18 protein-coding genes are annotated in these 17338 nt (G+C 68.0%); 8 read left to right on the forward strand and 10 right to left on the reverse strand.

Features of this window, described 5'->3' with window-relative positions; translation table 11 throughout:
• Nucleotides 1–34 precede the first annotated feature (34 nt).
• Together FHX72_RS17070 and FHX72_RS17075 are read right to left on the reverse strand one after the other, a co-directional pair.
• The gene (locus FHX72_RS17070; protein ID WP_068495130.1) at nt 35–460 is read right to left on the reverse strand and encodes a hypothetical protein; all 426 of its coding nucleotides are present in this window, start codon (nt 458–460) and stop codon (nt 35–37) included.
• Between the two features lie 98 nt (nt 461–558).
• Nucleotides 559–933, reverse strand: a complete 375-nt coding sequence (locus tag FHX72_RS17075) for a sterol carrier family protein (RefSeq protein ID WP_068481487.1) — start codon at nt 931–933, stop codon at nt 559–561.
• Nucleotides 934–1182: 249 nt separating this feature from the next.
• Between FHX72_RS17075 and purD the strand changes: the two genes are divergently transcribed.
• The 4 genes from purD to FHX72_RS17095 all read left to right on the forward strand — a co-directional run bounded on the left by purD (nt 1183) and on the right by FHX72_RS17095 (nt 5455).
• Nucleotides 1183–2466 carry a phosphoribosylamine--glycine ligase gene (gene purD / locus FHX72_RS17080; RefSeq protein ID WP_068495132.1) on the forward strand — a complete coding sequence of 428 codons (1284 nt, stop codon included), beginning with the start codon at nt 1183–1185 and terminating at the stop codon, nt 2464–2466.
• The gene (locus FHX72_RS17085; RefSeq protein WP_183626668.1) at nt 2463–3356 is read left to right on the forward strand and encodes a phosphoribosylaminoimidazolesuccinocarboxamide synthase; all 894 of its coding nucleotides are present in this window, start codon (nt 2463–2465) and stop codon (nt 3354–3356) included. Before purD ends, FHX72_RS17085 begins: the two co-directional genes overlap by 4 nt.
• A gap of 228 nt (nt 3357–3584) precedes the next feature.
• Nucleotides 3585–5117, forward strand: coding sequence for a SulP family inorganic anion transporter (locus FHX72_RS17090; protein ID WP_183626670.1), 1533 nt, complete (start codon nt 3585–3587; stop codon nt 5115–5117).
• 44 nt (nt 5118–5161) lie between these two features.
• Entirely contained in the window at nt 5162–5455 is a 294-nt protein-coding gene (locus FHX72_RS17095; RefSeq protein ID WP_183626672.1) for a DUF1905 domain-containing protein, read from the forward strand.
• A gap of 15 nt (nt 5456–5470) precedes the next feature.
• Here the strand turns inward: FHX72_RS17095 and FHX72_RS19250 are convergent, their stop codons facing one another.
• Nucleotides 5471–5602 (reverse strand): DsbA family protein, encoded by a 132-nt coding sequence (locus FHX72_RS19250; RefSeq protein ID WP_244964362.1) that lies wholly within the window; start codon nt 5600–5602, stop codon nt 5471–5473.
• Between the two features lie 142 nt (nt 5603–5744).
• The gene (locus FHX72_RS17100) at nt 5745–7229 is read right to left on the reverse strand and encodes an MFS transporter (RefSeq protein ID WP_244964363.1); all 1485 of its coding nucleotides are present in this window, start codon (nt 7227–7229) and stop codon (nt 5745–5747) included.
• A 92-nt stretch (nt 7230–7321) separates the two neighbouring features.
• Between FHX72_RS17100 and FHX72_RS17105 the strand changes: the two genes are divergently transcribed.
• Nucleotides 7322–8035, forward strand: a complete 714-nt coding sequence (locus FHX72_RS17105) for a TetR/AcrR family transcriptional regulator (RefSeq protein ID WP_244964364.1) — start codon at nt 7322–7324, stop codon at nt 8033–8035.
• 309 nt (nt 8036–8344) lie between these two features.
• Here FHX72_RS17105 and FHX72_RS17110 read toward each other — a convergent pair whose 3' ends face one another.
• From FHX72_RS17110 to FHX72_RS17125, 4 genes are all read right to left on the reverse strand, one after another.
• Entirely contained in the window at nt 8345–9457 is a 1113-nt protein-coding gene (locus FHX72_RS17110) for a transaldolase family protein (protein ID WP_068495137.1), read from the reverse strand.
• 245 nt (nt 9458–9702) lie between these two features.
• A complete protein-coding gene (locus FHX72_RS17115; protein ID WP_068495141.1) occupies nt 9703–10815 on the reverse strand; it encodes a magnesium and cobalt transport protein CorA in 1113 nt (370 codons plus the stop codon).
• Nucleotides 10816–10865: 50 nt separating this feature from the next.
• A complete protein-coding gene (locus tag FHX72_RS17120; RefSeq protein WP_183626676.1) occupies nt 10866–11723 on the reverse strand; it encodes a hypothetical protein in 858 nt (285 codons plus the stop codon).
• Nucleotides 11723–13186, reverse strand: coding sequence for an AI-2E family transporter (locus FHX72_RS17125; protein ID WP_244157546.1), 1464 nt, complete (start codon nt 13184–13186; stop codon nt 11723–11725). The genes FHX72_RS17120 and FHX72_RS17125 overlap by 1 nt, the downstream gene beginning before the upstream one ends.
• A gap of 120 nt (nt 13187–13306) precedes the next feature.
• On the opposite strand from FHX72_RS17125, the gene purS reads away from it, so the two are divergent.
• Genes purS through FHX72_RS17140 form a run of 3 tightly spaced genes read left to right on the forward strand, consistent with a single transcriptional unit; the run spans nt 13307 to nt 14913 of the window.
• A complete protein-coding gene (purS, locus tag FHX72_RS17130; protein WP_183626678.1) occupies nt 13307–13672 on the forward strand; it encodes a phosphoribosylformylglycinamidine synthase subunit PurS in 366 nt (121 codons plus the stop codon).
• A complete protein-coding gene (gene purQ, locus FHX72_RS17135) occupies nt 13669–14373 on the forward strand; it encodes a phosphoribosylformylglycinamidine synthase subunit PurQ (RefSeq protein WP_068495145.1) in 705 nt (234 codons plus the stop codon). Before purS ends, purQ begins: the two co-directional genes overlap by 4 nt.
• A gap of 33 nt (nt 14374–14406) precedes the next feature.
• Nucleotides 14407–14913 (forward strand): DUF3817 domain-containing protein, encoded by a 507-nt coding sequence (locus tag FHX72_RS17140; RefSeq protein WP_068482541.1) that lies wholly within the window; start codon nt 14407–14409, stop codon nt 14911–14913.
• A gap of 87 nt (nt 14914–15000) precedes the next feature.
• Here the strand turns inward: FHX72_RS17140 and FHX72_RS17145 are convergent, their stop codons facing one another.
• Both FHX72_RS17145 and FHX72_RS17150 read right to left on the reverse strand, forming a co-directional pair.
• Nucleotides 15001–16029 (reverse strand): ATP-dependent 6-phosphofructokinase, encoded by a 1029-nt coding sequence (locus tag FHX72_RS17145; protein ID WP_068482538.1) that lies wholly within the window; start codon nt 16027–16029, stop codon nt 15001–15003.
• Between the two features lie 182 nt (nt 16030–16211).
• On the reverse strand, nt 16212–17338 hold a 1127-nt coding region (locus FHX72_RS17150), incomplete at its 5' end, for an MFS transporter (protein ID WP_183626680.1).

A 17338-nucleotide genomic window follows, 5' to 3' on the forward strand; every position in this document is an offset into this window, starting at 1 on the left:
TCGAGACTGGGGTGCGCCTTGGGAGCGCCCGAGGCTAGCCGCGGTTCTCGAGCTCGTCGGCGCGGATGAGGCGCGCATCCACCGTCTTCTTAGAAGCGACCCTGCCGGCGATGTAGCCAGCGAGGCCGCCGAGGGCCAGCGTGATCGGTACCGTGAACGCGAGCAGGAACGCGAACACCTGAATGCGCGTGAACGCCTCGTTCGGCGGGAACGCGAACGTCAGGATCGTCACGAGCACAACGCCGACGATCGCGCCGAGCACCATGAAGCTGCCCATACGAGGAACGCGGTGCACCTTGGCGTCCATCTCGCGGACACCGTCGTCTTCGTCTTCCTCCGCGAACTCGGCGAGCTCAGCCTCGTAGCCGTCCAGCTCGCCTCCGGCTTCGACCGCACGGTCAGCCGAGGTGTCGTCGCCGCCTTCTGGGCGCGACTGCGTTGGTTCGTTCTCGCGGAGCATGCGTCCATTGTCTCGCAGTTCGCGGTGACCTCTCGCAGGGACTCCGGCGACCCGAACTGGCCCCACGCGATCAGCGGCCTCGCGGGCCGCACCTTCGGTCACCGACGGACGAGCGGGAGCCAGGCAGAGACGTCGGCGCGGGTCCCGGATGCGCGGACGCGGTTCGCGTCCGCAGCCTCCTGCCAGGTGGTGCGGCCGGTTGCGAGTTCGAGCCACGTGTCGGCGTCGAGCTCGATGACGTTCGGCGGCGTGCCCCGAGTGTGGCCGGGCCCCTCGACGCACTGCACGGCGCCGAACGGCGGCACACGCACCTCGACGCTCGCCCCCGGGGCGCGGTCTTCGAGAGCCTGCAGCGTGTAGCGGACCGCGGTCGCGGCGTCGGCGCGCGGCGTCGGGCGCCCTTCGGCGCGGGCTTCGGTCCAGGCGATGATGGCGCCGAGCCCTGCGGCGTCGGCGATTCGAGGTTTCGGCACGTCCCCTATTCTGCGCCAGCATGCACGGACGACCTGCAGCCGCGTCCGTCTCGAGAGACGACTGTCAATTTCGGTGATAGCTCGAGGATTCGGTGACGCCACGAGCAGTTTGAGAAGCGTTGTCACCGAGGTTTGAAGCCGCTCCGTCCGAACCGCGCCCCAACGGCCCCCGATACCGCCCTTCGTCGCGGGGCGGTCATCTGCGTTCACGCGGCGGCGCGAGACGTCGTCCCCGGTTAGGCTGGTGCGGTGAGAATTCTCGTCCTCGGATCCGGTGCCCGCGAGCACGCAATTGTTGCCGCCCTCCACAGCGAGCGCGCACACTCGATCGTCACGGCGCCAGGCAACCCCGGCATCGCCACCGAGTCTGAGGTGATCCGACTCGACGTGAATAACCCATCGCTTGTGACGGACTTCGCCAAGGATGAGAACTTCGAACTCGTCGTCATCGGCCCCGAGGCGCCCCTCGTCGCGGGCGTCGCCGACGCGCTGCGCGAGGCCGGCATTCCAGTGTTCGGCCCGTCGAAGGCCGCCGCAGAGATCGAGGGCTCCAAGACGTTCGCGAAGGACGTCATGTCCCGCGCCGGCGTTCCGACGGGCGGCGCGCGCCTCGCGGCGACGCTCGAAGAGGCCGCTGCTGCCATCGACGAGTTCGGCGCCCCCTACGTCGTGAAGGCCGACGGCCTGGCGTCCGGGAAGGGCGTCATGGTCACCGAGAGCCGCGAGGACGCGCTCATCCACGCGGAGCACTGGCTCGCTGCCGGCCCGGTGTTGGTTGAGGAGTTCCTCGACGGCCAGGAGGTCTCGCAGTTCGTCTTCTCCGACGGCGTCAACGTCCGCGCGCTCCCGCCCGCCCAAGACTTCAAGCGCCTGCTCGCCGGCGACGAGGGCCCGAACACGGGCGGCATGGGCGCGTACACGCCCGTCCCGTTCCTGAACGACCGGTTCGGCGGCGAGCGCGCCTTCTCGAAGCTCATCGTCGATCAGGTCGCTAAGCCCGTCGTCGACGAGATGCGCGCGGCCGGCACTCCGTTCGCCGGTCTGCTCTACTGCGGACTCATCGTCACGACGGCGGGAATCCGCGTCATCGAATTCAACGCCCGCTTCGGCGACCCGGAGACGCAGGCCGTACTCGAGCGCCTCGACCAGCCGCTCTCCGAGCTGCTCTACGCGTCGGCGACCGGCACGCTTGGGCACCTGCCCGAGGAACTCGCGATCGCCGACAACGCGGCGGTCACGATTGTGCTTGCCAGCGAGGGCTACCCGGAGGACGTGCAGTCTGGCCGCACCATCTCGGGTGTCCCGGATGCGCTGGCCGAGCCGAACGTGAAGGTGCTGCAGGCGGCGACCACTGAGCGCGATGACGACACGCTCGTGACGAGCGGCGGACGCATCCTCAACGTCGTCGGCACCGGCGCGACGATCGCCGAGGCTCGCGCGTTCGCGTACCAGGGGCTGTCGCGCATCCACATCGACGGAGCGCAGTACCGCGCCGACATCGCTGAGCTCGCGGCTCGCGAGCAGCAGTCGTGACCGACGCCGCTCAGGCTCCCCTCCTCGAGGGCTGGTCGCACGTCTCCTCTGGCAAGGTCCGCGAGGTGTACGAGGAACTCGACGACAATCGCGTGCTGCTTGTTGTGGCGAGCGACCGCGTGAGCGCGTTCGACCACATTCTCAGCCCTGGCATTCCCGGCAAGGGCGCCCGTCTGACGGCGCTGAGCCGCTGGTGGTTCGACCGCATCGCCGTCACGAACCACCTGCGTGAGCCGTCCGGTTGGGATGCGTCCCTGCCAGCCGACACCGCGGCTCGCTCCATGCGCGTCGTGCGTCTCGACATGTTCCCCGTCGAGTGTGTCGTACGCGGCTACCTGACCGGCTCGGGCCTGCTCGAGTACCGCGAGCACGGCACGGTCTGCGGCATCGAGCTGCCCGCTGGCCTCGAGGACGGCGACCGGCTTCCCTCACCGATCTTCACGCCCGCGTACAAGGCGCCGCAGGGTGAGCACGACGAGAACATCAGCTTCGAGAAGATGATCGAGCTGGTTGGGCTCGACGACGCGGTCGCGCTGCGCGACCTGTCGCTGCGCGTCTTCCGCGAGGCCTCGGCGATCGCGGAAGAACGCGGCGTGATCCTGGCGGACACGAAGTTCGAGTTCGGACGCAACGCATCCACGGGCCAGATCACGATCGGCGACGAGGTGCTCACGAGCGACTCTTCGCGGTACTGGGACGCGAAGCTGTACGCCGACACGAGTCTTCCCCTGAAGCAGCGCCTGTCGTCGTTCGACAAGCAGATCGTGCGCGACTGGCTCTCCGCGAACTGGGACAAGCAGGGCGAGCCGCCCGTCCTTCCCGCCGAGGTCATCGAGCGCACGCAGGCGCGGTACGCGGAGCTCTTCGAGCGCCTCGGAGTCGGCGCCTAGCTGCGTTCCCGCGCGTCGGCGCGCGGCGTTCCGCGCGCCGACGCTTCGAGGCGGTGCTGAGCTAGCTGACGACTCCCCGCCCAGGCCCCAGCCCTGGCGTCCACAGCGGTCTTGTGGTCGTCATTTCGCCGTTTGAGCGACCACAACACCGCCCTGGATTCCCGCGTCTGCGCTCGCGCGCGGTGGCCCAGGCGTCTCCCCACCATCGTCTCGAGACTGGACTCCGCAGTGCCTTCCTCTCCCGCATCCGCGCCGGTGCCCGCTGTCGTGGCAATTTCGCCCGAGCAGCGGCAGTCGGTGCTGTTCACGCTTCGGTCGCCTCGCCTCCTGAAGGTGGAGGTGCTCGGCGGCCTGGTCGTGGCGCTGGCCCTCATCCCTGAGGCGATCGCGTTCTCGGTGATCGCGGGTGTCGACCCGCGGGTTGGCCTCTTTGCCTCGTTCACGATGGCGGTCTCGATCGCGATCCTGGGGGGCCGGCCGGCCATGATCTCCGCGGCCACGGGTGCCGTCGCCCTCGTGATCGCGCCGCTCATGGCCTCGCACGGTCTCGACTACCTGATAGCCGCGGTGCTCTTGGCCGGGGTCCTGCAGGTGCTGCTTGCCGTACTCGGGGTGGCGAAGCTCATGCGGTACATCCCGCGCCAGGTGATGGTTGGCTTCGTGAATGCGCTCGCGATCCTCGTGTTCCTCGCGCAGGTGCCTGAGCTGCTCGGGGTGCCGTGGCTCGTGTATCCGCTGACCGGTCTGGCTCTGCTCATCGTGTTCGGGCTTCCCCGACTGACGACGGTCGTGCCGGCGCCGCTCGTGGCGATCGTCGTGCTCACCCTCATCACCGTGCTCGCGTCGATCAGCGTCCCGACGGTGGGCGACAAGGGCGAGCTGCCGAGCACGCTCCCCGGGTTCTTCATCCCGGATGTGCCGCTCACCTTCGAGACGCTGCAGCTCGTGTTCCCGTTTGCGCTCGCCATGGCGTTTGTCGGCCTGCTCGAGTCGCTCATGACGGCGAAGCTCGTCGACGACATCACCGACACGCGCTCCAGCAAGACCCGCGAGGCGTGGGGCCAGGGGGCGGCGAACGTCATCACGGCGTTCTTCGGCGGCATGGGCGGATGCGCGATGATCGGTCAGACGATGATCAACGTGAAGGCGTCCGGGGCACGCACGCGCATCTCCACGTTCCTCGCCGGAGTCTTCCTGCTGCTCCTCGTCGTACTACTCGGCGACGTCGTCGCGCTCATCCCGATGGCGGCGCTGGTGGCGGTCATGATCTTCGTCTGCTGGGCGACGTTCGACTGGCATTCGATTCGACCGTCGACGCTGCGCGGGATGCCGTTGAGCGAGACGGCGGTCATGCTTGTCACGGTCGTCGCGACGGTCGCCACCCACAACCTCGCGATCGGCGTCGGCGCGGGCGTGCTGTGCGCGGTGCTGCTCTTCGCGCGCCGCGTCGCGCACGTCGTTGAGGTGCGCCGCAGCCTCTCGGACGACGGCGCCGTCGCCTCCTACGCCGTCACGGGGCAGCTGTTCTTCGCCTCGTCCAACGACCTGTACGCGCAGTTCGACTACGCTGCCGACCCGAGCCGAGTGGTCATCGATCTGAGTGCGGCGCACGTCTGGGACGCCTCGACGGTCGCGGCACTCGACGCCGTGATCCAGAAGTACGAGGGTAGGGGCGCATCCGTCGACGTCATCGGGTTGAATGCCGAGAGCGAGACCCGGTTGCAGCGGATGCGCGACGTTCTGCCTGGCGGCGGGCACTAGCTCCTGCGCTGGCTGCGACCCGCTCGTTGCGCGATCATAGACGCATGGAGTTCTCGTTTTCGAATCCGCTGTGGCGCTGGGAGAAGCGGCGCGAGCTGTGGACGTTCGTGAGCCTCAGCGAGGACGCGTCCGACAAGATCGCGGCGGCCACCGAGAACTACACGCACGGCTTCGGCTCGGTGCGCGTCGAGGCGACCATCGGCGGCTCCACGTGGCGCACCTCGATCTTCCCGAGCGACGACGCCTACATCCTGCCCATCAAGAAGGCCGTGCGCGATGCCGAGGGGCTCGAACTGGATGCGCCGGTTGTCGGCAAGGTGCGTCTCGTCGACCTCTAGTCCCTACTCACCTGCTCACGCACTGTCCAGCGCATCCGTGAGATCACTGACCTCCTGGAGCTGCAGCACCTCCCCGTCGAGCACAAACGTCGGAGTGCCCTGGGCACCGGCTCGCCTGGCGTCGTCGATATCTGCCTGGATACGCACGCAACGAGCGCGCATCTCAGCACAAAGACGGAGAGGCACCCGCCGCGGGCCCACCCGGCCGTATGGCAGGGCGAGAGCACAGCGGGTGCCCCTCTGCGCGGAGCGGATACGTGCACGAAGCACCGCATCCGCGCCGAAACTCCTAGTGCGCGAGCACAGGCTCTGCCGCGTTCTCCTCCTGGATCTCGCGGCTGAGCGAGAGCCCCTGGTTACGGCGGCGGAAGAGCAGTGCCGACACCACGGCACCGACGGCGAAGAAGCCGGCACCCCACCAGTACGCCGCGGCGTAGCTGGCGATCATCGCGTCCCCGGCCGCCTGCGGCCCGTGCTCGAGGAGGTAGTCGGTCGCTGCGGTCGCTGCGAGCGTGTTGAGCAGTGCGGTGCCCACCGACCCGCCAACCTGCTGGCTCGTGTTGACCATCGCCGACGCGACGCCAGCGAACTCCCGGTCGACACCGAGCGTGGCCGTCTGCATCGACGCTGGCATGATCGTGCCCATCGCGAACCCGATGAGCATGAGCGGCGGCATGACGTGCCCCGCGTACGTGCTCGTCGCATCCAGGAACGTGAGCCAGACCATACCAGAGGCGGCGATCGTCATGCCGATCGGCACGAGCAGCTTCGGTCCGAAGCGCGGCACGAAGATGTTCGTGCCGAGCTGCGCCGCGAGCACCAGCATCGCGATCATCGGCAGGAACGCGAGACCGGTCTGGATCGGCGAGTAGCCGAGCGTGAGCTGCAGGTAGTAGGTGACGAAGAGGAAGATGCCGAACATTCCGGCACCCGCGATCATGACCGACAGGTAGGCGGCGCCGCGGTTGCGGTCGCGCACGATGTGCAGCGGGAGCAGCGGATGCCCGGCGCGGGTCTGCCAGAACACGAACGCCCCGAGGAAGACGACGGCGCCGGCGAGCATGCCCCATGTGAGCGGCGAGTCCCAGCCGTCTGTCTCGGCGTGCGAGAAGCCGTACACGAGGGCGAAGAGGCCCGCGGAGACGAGCAGCGTTCCGGGGATGTCGAGCTTCGGACGAGGGCCGGTGCGCGCGATGGACGGAACAAAGACGAAGGCGCCGACGAGGGCAACGGCCGCGATGGCCACGTTGATGTAGAGGTTCCAACGCCAGTCGAAGGCCTCGGTGAGGACTCCGCCGAGGAGGAGGCCGACCGCTCCGCCGGCGCCGGCGATCGCGCCGAAGACGCCGAAGGCACGGGCGCGTTCCTTCGGGATGGTGAAGGTGGTCGTGAGGACGGCGAGGGCGGTCGGAGCGAGGAGCGCTCCGAAGACGCCCTGAAGGGCGCGGGCGGCGACGAGCAGCTCGAACGAGGGAGCAGCACCGCCGAGTGCGGAAGCGATGGCGAAGCCGATGAGGCCGATGACGAAGGTGCGCTTGCGACCCATGAGGTCGGAGAGGCGACCGCCGAGGAGCAGGAGGCTCCCGAAGGCGAGCGAGTAGGCGGTGACGATCCGCTGGCGCTGACCGTCCGAGAAGCCGAGGTCTGCCTGCGCGGAGGGCAGGGCGATGTTCACGACGGTCGCATCAAGGACGACCATCAGCTGGGCGAGGCCGACGACGACCAGCGTCAACCAGCGGCGACTGTCGGTCGCGGGTGTTGATGATCCAGGCATGCGCATCACCATATACGAGACTGGCTGGTTTCGGATACACTAAGTTCCGTAATGTGCACAGCTAGCCTGTGGAACGACGAGAGGCGGTTTCAATGACGCAGACCAACCTCGCCGCGAGCTCCCCCGAAGCACCGGCGACACCACCCGCGATGACGGCAGGCGCGGGCCCAGACGCCACCGAACCACAGACCCCCGGGGCGGCAGCGAAGCCGCGGCTTGGGCGCAAGCGCGACCACACGCGCGACAACGACATCCTCGAGGCGGCACTGGACGTGCTCGCCGAGACGGGTTACGACGGAATGACGATCGACATGGTCGCGACCCGGGCGAAGGCGGGCAAGGCCACGCTGTACCGCCGCTGGGCATCGAAGTCGGACCTCGTGCTGGATGCGGTCGCGTGCATGAAGTCGAAGGACCTCGACCTCCAGACCCTGCCAGACACTGGCACCCTGCGCGGCGACCTCGTCGCCATGGTGCGCCCGCCGAACATCCGGGATGCGGAGCGCAAGCTCAACGTCATGACGGGGGTCATCTCGATGATCGCTCGTGACCCCGAGATGGCCGCCGCAGCGCAGGAGGCGATCGTCGCGCCCCGCGCCGCGGCGAACCGGGTCCTCTTCCAGCGAGCGATCGAGCGCGGCGAGATCGCGGCTGACGTCGACCTCGACACCCTCAGCATGATCGCGCCCGCGATGGCCGCGTTCCGCACGCTCATCCTGCGCAAGTCACCCGACCGCGAGTTCCTCGTGGGCATCATCGACAACGTCGTACTGCCCGCCGCCCGCCGCAACACTCCCGCACCCTGACGCCCCTGAACACCCAAGCCGCCCTCTCACCTTCACCCATCCGAGCCCGAAAGGACAGCCAGAAGCGCCGTTTTCGTCGAAAGAGCCTGCATCTCACTCACTCTCGCGGATGCACGCAGGCGCAGGCGCAGATGCGCAGGCGCGCGAAAGGGGAGGGCCGATGGCTTTCCTCGCGAGAAAACTAGGGACCCTCCCCCAAGCGTCGCCACGCTGATTGAGCAGCAGGCGAGGTGAGCTCAGCGCACTCCGGGTGTCGCGACACGGTGCGGCCGAACTCAGCTCGGGAAGCGGCTGGAACCGCGGATGCGCCTAGGCGGCTGGCACGAGGATGTCGCGCACGAGAGCGTCGAGCTGCGCATCAGCGTCGAGGAACTGGCGGAGCGTGTTGCGCGCCGCACCGAAGTTCTCGAACTCCTCGGGAGTCATGCCTTCGACCTCGTAGGCCCGGCGGAACTCGCTGAGCGTCTCGAGCTCGTCGAGAATGGCGGCGTCGACGGGCACGTGGATGCGCTCGGAGACGGCGATGTTGTTCTCGTTGATGCGCGCCTGCCAGTCGAAGGGCGGGGAGACGACGATGTCGCCGCCCACGAGCTCTGACCACTGGAGCTGGTTGCGGAACGCAGCCGAGAGGACGCGGCTGCGGTAGCCGCGCTCCTGGAAGACGGAGTGCGCGTGCTTGAGGGCGGCGACGCCGGCCCACTCGAGGATGCCCGGGGTGACGAGGATGCGGTTCGCGGTCGTCCACTTCTTGAGCCAGTCGTCGAGGCGCCCGCCCATGATGGTGACGACGTGCCCGAACTCCTGCTCGGGGAGGCCATCCGCGGCGCGGCGGTCGAGGGCACGCTCGAGCGCGGCACCGACGGCGACAGCCTGGGGCACAGTGAAGCTGAGGGTCGCGTTGATGCTGACACCGCGGTAGGCGGCCTCTTCCATGGCCTCGATGCCCGTCTTCGTGGCGGGGATCTTGACGATGATGTTCTTCGCGAGCTTCGAGAACTCCTCGGCCTGGTCGGCGAGGGCCGCAGCGTCGCGGTGCAGGCGGGGGTCGGTCTGGATGGAGAGGCGACCGTTGCGGCCTCCGCTTCGCTCGAACTCCGGCTCGAGGAGGCGAGCCGCGTCGACAGAGAGGTCGCGAACAGCCTGCCAGCCGATCTCCGACTCACCCCAGGTGGGGTTCTGCGCTGCGATCTCCTGGATGCGCGGACCCCAGACGTCTGGGCGCTTCTTGATGGCGGCGAAGGCAATGACGGGGTTGCAGGTCGCGCCGACCGCGCCGAACTCGATCGACTTCTTGAGCTCCTCGGGGTCTGCAGAGTCATTCCAGAGCGCGGTCTTGGTGTTCTGGGCTGCCCACGCGAGCGGCGCGAGCTGAGTGGCTGGAGCGCCATCGTCGTTGGAAGGCACTGTTTCGAGCAGGGTCATGCTGTTCTCCTCATCGGTGGCTGATGGCCGGGTTCGCCGGTTCCGCGGCAGCCAGGCGCCCCGAGGTTCGAGGCGTCAGACTTCGCGGGCCATCACCGACTCGGAGGCTCTCCCTCGAGCCCGTGCCGACCGTTGCCCACCTGCCGCATATGTCCTGACATTATCACAACAGGTTTTAGTGTCACTAGTGGGCAAGGGGAAACCGAGGTCACTGGTGGGGCTGGATGCTCACCTCGCGCCTGGACCTACATCCACTTGTTGCGCTTGAACATCCAGTAGAGGCCCCCGGCGAACGCGACCATCCCGCCGACCGCCATCGGATAACCGAAAGCCCAGTGCAGCTCAGGCATGTTGTCGAAGTTCATGCCGTAGACCGCGGCGATAAGCGTCGGCGCGAAGAGGATCGCCGCCCACCCGGAGATCTTCTTCATGTCCTCGTTCTGCCTTTGGGCCACGAGCGTCGCGTTGACGCTCAGGATCTGGTTGAGGGCGTCCCGCAACTCCCCTACCTGTCGGTCGACGACCAGCAGGTGGTCGGCGACGTCCTGAAGGTAGCTCTGCAGCGAATCGGGGACGTCGTAGCGCGCGTGGCCGCGACGCAGCGCGTCCACGATCTCCGAGAGCGAAGAGGTGGCGTGCCTGAGCTCGATGACCTCCTGGCTGAGGCGGTAAATGCGCTCCGCGACCGCCGCGTCTCCGGAGAAGACCTGCCGCTCGATCTGCTCCTTGTCGACGCCGAGGCCGGTCAGCACGGGGCGGAAGCCGTCGACGATCGAGTCGATGAGCCGGTAGACGATCGCCTCGGGCCCAAGGTCGAGGAGCTCCTCGGTGAGCAGCCCGCGGTCTCCACCGATCTCGGCGCCGTCACCCTCCTCCGCGAACGCGGCCGCGCCAGAGCCGTCGATCCAGCGCTTGTCCTGAAAGAGCACCGCCACCGCGTCGGCCCGCACCAGCACGTGGAACTCCGCGAACTCGACGTCCTCGATGTCGTCGATGTACCTTGCCGACCGAACGACGAGGAACAGCACATCGCCGTAGCGCTCGAGCTTCGGCCGCTGGTTCGCGTGCTGGAGGTCCTCGACGAGCAGCGGATGCAGCTGCCACGCCTCGGCAAGCTCGGCGATATCACCAGGGGTCGGAGTCGCGTACACGAAGAGCGCGAGGCGGCCGGCGGCACTGCGCGCGTAGTCGAGCGCCTCGGCGATGCTCACGCCCTGCGGTGCCCGTTTGAGCTTGCCGGCCTGCGCATACCGGGTGAGCCGCGTCGAACCTGCCTCCGCCTGTGCGGGGTTGTGTTTGCTCCGCCGGAGGAAGGAGCCGCGCCGCGACTCCTGCCCTGCCTGATTCGACTGTGGCATGTGCGCTCGATTCCGTGTTGCGTGAGGTGAGGAAGAAGTGTCGGGCCGGTCTACTCGCCGCCGGCTCGGGTGCCGTGCTGCTCACCGGGTGGGTCATTATGCGAACGTCTCAGCCACAGCACACCTGCGACAGACGCGACAAGCAGCAGCGCGCTGAGCATCCCGAGCACCCAGAGGACGTCCCACAGGTAGCGGTCCCACCAGGAAGGGTCGAAGTCGACGATCGCGAGCCACGTGTTCTGGAACGCCTCCGCGGCGTTCCTTCCGCGCGCGTTGTTCTCACCAGACACCCACAGCGCCGGGGCGAGGAAGACGAGCATGAGCATGCCCGCGAAGGTCAGCCGCTCAAGCCGAGCCCTGGCGAGGCTCCCCCTCGGCGCCGGCTCGGCGTTGATCGACGCGGCCCGCGCGGGATCACGCCAGGACATGACCGGAAGGACGACGAACACGAGGCCGACAAGCGCCCCGCCGAGCACAGCCGCGACGCCCAGCAACCAGGTGAGGAAAGCGTTGAGCAGCAGTTCGGCGACCGGCGAGTCCGTCTCGTTGAGTTCAGGGACGATGCCGCCCGTGAACGTCAGCACGAGCAGGAGCAGCGAACCGAGCAGCCAAGCGACTGTGAAGAGCACCGGCCCGACCACCATCGTGCGCACCATGAAGCGCACGAGCAGCGGACGTTCTTGGGTATCGGGTACACCGAGGAGCTCGACGATCAGCCAGATGCCGAGGAGCGCCGGAGCCGCCATGCCCACGTACGACCACGCCGAGGCGTCATAGGGGAACTGCGTGATGTCGGCGATCGTGTACAGCGTCCAGACACCGACCAGCACCGCGACGGCGATGCCCGCCGAGCTGAGCTCAACGAGCATCCCCTTCTCCCGGATGCCCCGGGTCAGCTGCGCCCACATCAGACGTCGATGTTCGAACTTTTGGCGCCGGGTGCGGTGCCGACTGCCGCGTCTTCGTCGCCGAGGTCTTTGCGCCACGGCAGCCTCGTCCGCATGTCGTCAGGAACAGCCTCGTCTTCCTGCAGCTGCTCGAGCGGCTCGTACCAGGCGCGGATGAGCGCCCAGCTGACGGCCGCGACGGGCACCGCGAGGAGCGTGCCGATGATGCCGCCCAGAATCGTGCCGACGGTCAAGGCGATGAGCACAACGAGTTCGTGCAGCTTGAGCGACTTGCCGAGCACAACCGGCTGGAGGAAGTTGCCCTCGAGCTGGTTGACGAGCACCACGATTCCGACGACCACGATGGCCGGGACGAGCCCGTTCGTGACGAGGGCGACGAGCGCAGCAAGGATGCCGGCCAGCGTGGCACCCACGATGGGGATGAACGCGAGGATGAACACGAGCACGGCGAGCGGGAACGCGAGGGGAACCCCGACGATCGCGAGGCCGATGCCGATGAACACCGCATCCACCAGGGCGACGATGACTGTGCCGCGGACGTAGCCGCCCATGACCTCGACGGCACGTGAGCCCATGAGCCTCGCGCGGCGCTTGTTCGCACCCTTGAGCGGCTTCGTGAGGAAGCCCCAGATGAGCGGCCCGTCCTTCATGAAGAAGAACAGTATGACCACGAAGAGCACGCCGCTCGTGATGAACGTCGTCACCCCGGAGATGCCAGCGGTGAGCCCGCTCGCCGCAGCGTTTCCGAACTGGCTCGTGAAGATGAAGTCCTGCGCCTGACCAATCCACTCGTTGATCTGGTCCTGGTTGATCGCGATGGGGAACGTCGCATTGACCCACTCGATCGCCTGGTTGAAGCCCTGCACCGCCTGGTCGGAGAGCTCGCCCCACTGGTTGCGAACCAGCAGCACAACCGTCGTGAGGGCGCCGCCCAGGAAGACGATGATGGCGAGCAGCACTGTCACGGTCGCGAGAGCGGGCGGCCACTTCTTCGAGGTGAGGAATCTGATGATGGGCCAGGCCGCTGCCGAGACGATGAGCGCCAGCAGCACGGGGATGACGACGATCGTGACCTGCAGCCCGGCGAAGATCAGCAGGGCTGCGGCGGCAACGATGACCAGGCCCTGCAGCGCGCGCGTCGCTACCCGACCCAGCTGGTCGGTCCACATGACGCCGACACTCGTTGGGCGCCGCCCCCGGCCCTCGCCGTCGTCTGGCGCGTACGCCTGCACGGCGTTGCCGCCCACCATCACCTCGTCGCGCGCGGGGGCGTCGAGGTGCTCGACAGGTGCAGCGGCCTGGGCCGCAAGCTGCGCAGCGACCGATGCGGCGGACGGTGCCGGCAGACCGGCCTGGCGTTCCTGTACGGAACGGTCCTGTTTGCCGCCACCGAAGAGGCGCTTGAGCTTGTCGCGCATGGATGCTCCCGAAATGTCAGCGAGGCGGCCGGCGGGGGTGCCCACGGCCGCGAATATGGGTCAAGGCTATGCGTGTGCACCGACATTCTGAGCGAGCCTCGCGCGACGGCGGCTGACGGTAAGCTGGGGGCCGTCTCTTTCCTCCACCGATCGGAGCCGCTCCCGATGCCCAAGATCGTCGTCATCGTCATGCCAAAGCAGGAACTCCTCGACCCGCAGGGCAAGGCCGTCGCCGGAGCCCTCTCGCGCCTCGGCAAGGACCACCTGCACGACGTGCGCGTTGGCAAGCGCTTCGAGATCACGACCGACCGCGAGGTCACGGCCGAGCTCATGGAGGAGATCTCGCAGGTCGCCGACGAGCTCCTCGCCAACGGGGTCATCGAAGATGTCATCTCCATCGATGTCCTGCCTGATGGCACCGAGTCAGCTGAAGACGCCGACGAGGTCGACGACGTGCCTGCCGCCGACACTGAGGCCTCCCTCGCGTCCGTCACCGCGTCCGAGGTCCAGTCGAACGGCTCCACCAAGTGAGCCCCCGCGTCGGCGTCATCACCTTCCCCGGTTCGCTCGACGACCGTGACGCGCAGCGCGCAGTCCGCCTCGCAGGCGGCGAGGCCGTCGCCCTCTGGCACGGCGAGCACGACCTGCACGGCGTCGACGCCATCATCCTTCCCGGCGGCTTCAGCTACGGCGACTACCTCCGTGCTGGCGCGATCGCGAGCCACTCGCCGATTATGGCCGAGGTCATCACGGCCGCCAACGCGGGCCTGCCCGTGCTCGGAATCTGCAATGGCTTCCAGATGCTGACCGAGGCGCACCTCCTGCCCGGTGGGCTCATCCGCAATGACCACGGCAAGTTCGTGTGCCGCGACCAGGTGCTCCGCGTCGAGAACAACGACACCGTGTGGACCAACGCGTACGAGAAGAACGCCGAGATCACCATCCCGCTGAAGAACGGCGAGGGTGGGTTCATCGCCGACGACGAGACGCTCGCGCGCATCGAAGGCGAGGGCCAGGTCGCGTTCCGCTACGTCGACGTCAACCCGAACGGCTCGCGCAACAACATCGCTGGCCTCACCAACGAGCGCGGCAACGTGGTCGGCCTCATGCCGCACCCCGAGCACGCGGTCGAGCTCGGCTTCGGGCCGGACACGGCGACCCACATGGCCTCCGGCCTCGACGGGCTCCCGATCTTCCGCAGCGCCGTCGAGGCGCTCCTCGCACGCGTCTAGACGTTGCCTGAAGCGAAGAGGGCGAGCGCGCCGATGACGCAGGCCGAGGCGACAACCCCCGGGACCACCGCACACGGCAGGCACCTCACCCCGCGCATCTTGCTGCGCGCCGTCTCGATCGGCGAGGCCATCACGTGGGCTCTTCTGCTCACCGGCATGTTCCTCAAGTACGTGACGCAGACCACCGACCTGCTCGTGTCAGTCGGCGGTTCGCTGCACGGCGCGATGTTCATGGTCTACCTGGTCGTGACGGCGTTCGTCGGCATCAACCAGCGCTGGCCGTGGTGGATGTTCGGGCTCGGCTGGTTCGCGGCGATCCCGCCGTTCGCGACCCTACTCTACGACTGGTGGGCCGAGCGCCGCGGCGCACTCGAGGGCGGCTGGCGCGACGCGCCCGCGAAGGGCTTCTCGTTACAGCGCATCGTGCGGTGGTTCGTCGACCGTCCCATCACGATGAGCGCGGCCGTCATCGTGCTCGCCGTCGTCATCCTCACGGGCTCCCTGAGCGGGGCGCTGGTCGGGCCGACCGGCGCCCACTAGGGCCGCCAACACACCCCAGACGAACGAAGAGGGCGGATGCACGCGCATCCGCCCTCTTCGTCTGTCCCAGGTCAGCGACCCGGCGGCCTAGCGGCCGAAGAAGATCTTCGCCTGGTCCCAGCGGTCCTGCGGGACGGTCTTGAGGCCGTCGAGCGCCTCCTCGAAGGCGACCGTCTGCATCTCAGTGCCGCGAAGCGCAACCATGTTGCCCCACTGCTTCGCGTTGACCATGTCGACGGCGTACTGGCCGAAGCGGGTCGCGAGCACGCGGTCGAACCCGGTCGGCGCACCACCACGCTGGATGTGGCCGAGCGTCGTGTTGCGGGTCTCAATGCCCGTGAGCTTCTCGAGCTCAGCGGTCACGTAGTCGCCGACACCGCCGAGCAGCGGACGCCCGGAAACCTCGGTGCCCTGTGAGAGCACATCGTCCATACCCTCGGGGATGAAGCCCTCGGCGACGACGACCAGCGGCGAGCGGCCACGCTGGTGCACCTCCTTGACCCATTCGGCGACCTGCGTCATCGCGACCTTCTGCTCGGGGATGAGCACGGCGTGCGCGCCGGCCGCCATGCCAGAGTGCAGGGCGATCCAGCCGACGTGGCGACCCATGACCTCGGCCACCATCACGCGGTGGTGCGACTCGCCGGTCGTGCGGAGACGATCCATGGCGTCGGTCGCGATCTGCACGGCCGTGTCGAACCCGAACGTGTAGTCGGTTGCCTGGAGGTCGTTGTCGATGGTCTTCGGCACGCCGATGACCGGGATGCCCGCGTCAGCCAGGCGCTTCGCGCCGGCGAGCGTGCCCTCGCCGCCGATCGCGATGAGAGCATCCACCGAATGGCGCTCCATCATGACGGAGATGTTGTCCGGTCCACCGTTGGGGCCGTCGAACGGGTTCGTGCGCGAGGTGCCGAGGATCGTGCCGCCCTGCTTCGCGAGGCCGCGCACCTTCGTGCGGGGGAGGTCCATGACATCGCCCTCAATGACGCCCCGCCAGCCGTCGCGGAAGCCCACGAACTCGTTGTCGTAGGTCTTGATGCCGTGGAGCACGCTGCCGCGAATGACAGCGTTGAGTCCGGGGCAGTCGCCGCCGCTGGTCAGCAGTCCGATCTTCATGCGTTCGTTCTCCTCTGGGTGTGGCAATACACGCAAACAGCCATCACGGTCGAGTAGCCCACCCACTGCGGAACGAATTCAGTGCAGAAGCGGATTCCTGCGTTGGAAGACGGCTCGACTGCGACAGTACCGGGTCCGGGTGTCTCGCGCGATTTCTGCCGATTTCCCAGCCCCGCCGCGAGCTACGCCGAGGCCTTGCCGACCATGCGCAGCGCGAGGAAGATCGCGCCAACCATGAGCACGGCGCCGACCGCCGACGTGACGGTGCTACCAGCATCAAAGGCGTGGAACGCCGAGTCGAGGAGCGTCTGCGCCTGCGCCGTCATGCCGCCCGCCTCGAGCTCGTTCGAGACGTTCACGGCGCCAGCGAGGGTCTCGCGTGCCGCGTGCGCCTGCTCAGCTGTCGCGCCCTCCGGCACAACCATGCCGGACCGGTAGCTCGCGGTGAGCACCCCGCCGAGCACGCTTGTCCCGAGCACCGCACCAACCTCGTACGCCGTCTCCGAGACCGCGGATGCGGCACCGGCCTTGGCGGGCGGCACACTCGCGATGATGACGTCGTTCGAGAGCGTCTCGGCGATCGCGATGCCGGCCGCGAGCAGCGTGAACGCCGCCACGAGCATCCAGAGCGGCGCGGAGCCGCCCGTGATGGCGAGCGACAGGTAGGCGAGGAAGGCGAGCCCGAGCCCGAACGCCATCGCGATGTGCACCTTCACGTGGCGCACAACCCGCACGATGAGGAGGCCGGCAACGATCATCATGACCGTTCCTGGCAGCAGCATGAGGCCAGCCTGGAGTGGCGTGAGGCCGAGGATGAGCTGCAGGTGCTGCGACAGGAAGAAGAGCAGTCCGACGAGCGCGACGACGCTCACGAGGTTCACGAGCACCGAGCCGGTGAAGGCGGGCACCGCGAAGAGTCGCATGTCGAGGATCGGGTTCTCCTGCTTCAGGAGTCGCCGCACGAACAGCCAGCCGGAGAGCAGGCCAACCAGGAGCGCGCCGACCGAGATGAAGTCGAGGCCGTCGGTCGCCGTGTGCTTGATGGCGAAGACGATGGGAGCAAGCGCCGCCATCGAGAGCAGGATCGCGGGCACGTCGATGGGGCCGGGGTTCGGGTCGCGCGACTCGGTGACGAGCAGGGGCGCGAAGATCAGGAGCGGCAGCAGGAACGGCACCGCGATGAGGAACACGGAGCCCCAGTGGAAGTGCTCGAGGAGCACGCCGCCGACGATCGGCCCGATGGCCGTGCCCGCTGAGAAGCCGGTCGCCCAGATGGCGATGGCGAGGCGGCGCTGCGCGCGGTCGTGGA

Source organism: Pseudoclavibacter helvolus (assembly GCF_014191305.1).
Taxonomy (GTDB): domain Bacteria; phylum Actinomycetota; class Actinomycetes; order Actinomycetales; family Microbacteriaceae; genus Pseudoclavibacter; species Pseudoclavibacter helvolus.

Bases quoted from the DNA above. Each gene is read 5' to 3' on its own strand.
- FHX72_RS17095 (WP_183626672.1), top strand. From the start codon at position 5,162: ATGGAGTTCTCGTTTTCGAATCCGCTGTGGCGCTGGGAGAAGCGGCGC.
- FHX72_RS17100 (WP_244964363.1), bottom strand. From the start codon at position 7,229: ATGCCTGGATCATCAACACCCGCGACCGACAGTCGCCGCTGGTTGACG.
- purS (WP_183626678.1), top strand. From the start codon at position 13,307: ATGCCCAAGATCGTCGTCATCGTCATGCCAAAGCAGGAACTCCTCGAC.
- FHX72_RS17120 (WP_183626676.1), bottom strand. From the start codon at position 11,723: ATGTGGGCGCAGCTGACCCGGGGCATCCGGGAGAAGGGGATGCTCGTT.
- FHX72_RS17145 (WP_068482538.1), bottom strand. From the start codon at position 16,029: ATGAAGATCGGACTGCTGACCAGCGGCGGCGACTGCCCCGGACTCAAC.
- FHX72_RS17105 (WP_244964364.1), top strand. From the start codon at position 7,322: ATGACGCAGACCAACCTCGCCGCGAGCTCCCCCGAAGCACCGGCGACA.
- FHX72_RS17070 (WP_068495130.1), bottom strand. From the start codon at position 460: ATGCTCCGCGAGAACGAACCAACGCAGTCGCGCCCAGAAGGCGGCGAC.
- FHX72_RS17140 (WP_068482541.1), top strand. From the start codon at position 14,407: ATGACGCAGGCCGAGGCGACAACCCCCGGGACCACCGCACACGGCAGG.
- FHX72_RS17115 (WP_068495141.1), bottom strand. From the start codon at position 10,815: ATGCCACAGTCGAATCAGGCAGGGCAGGAGTCGCGGCGCGGCTCCTTC.
- FHX72_RS17110 (WP_068495137.1), bottom strand. From the start codon at position 9,457: ATGACCCTGCTCGAAACAGTGCCTTCCAACGACGATGGCGCTCCAGCC.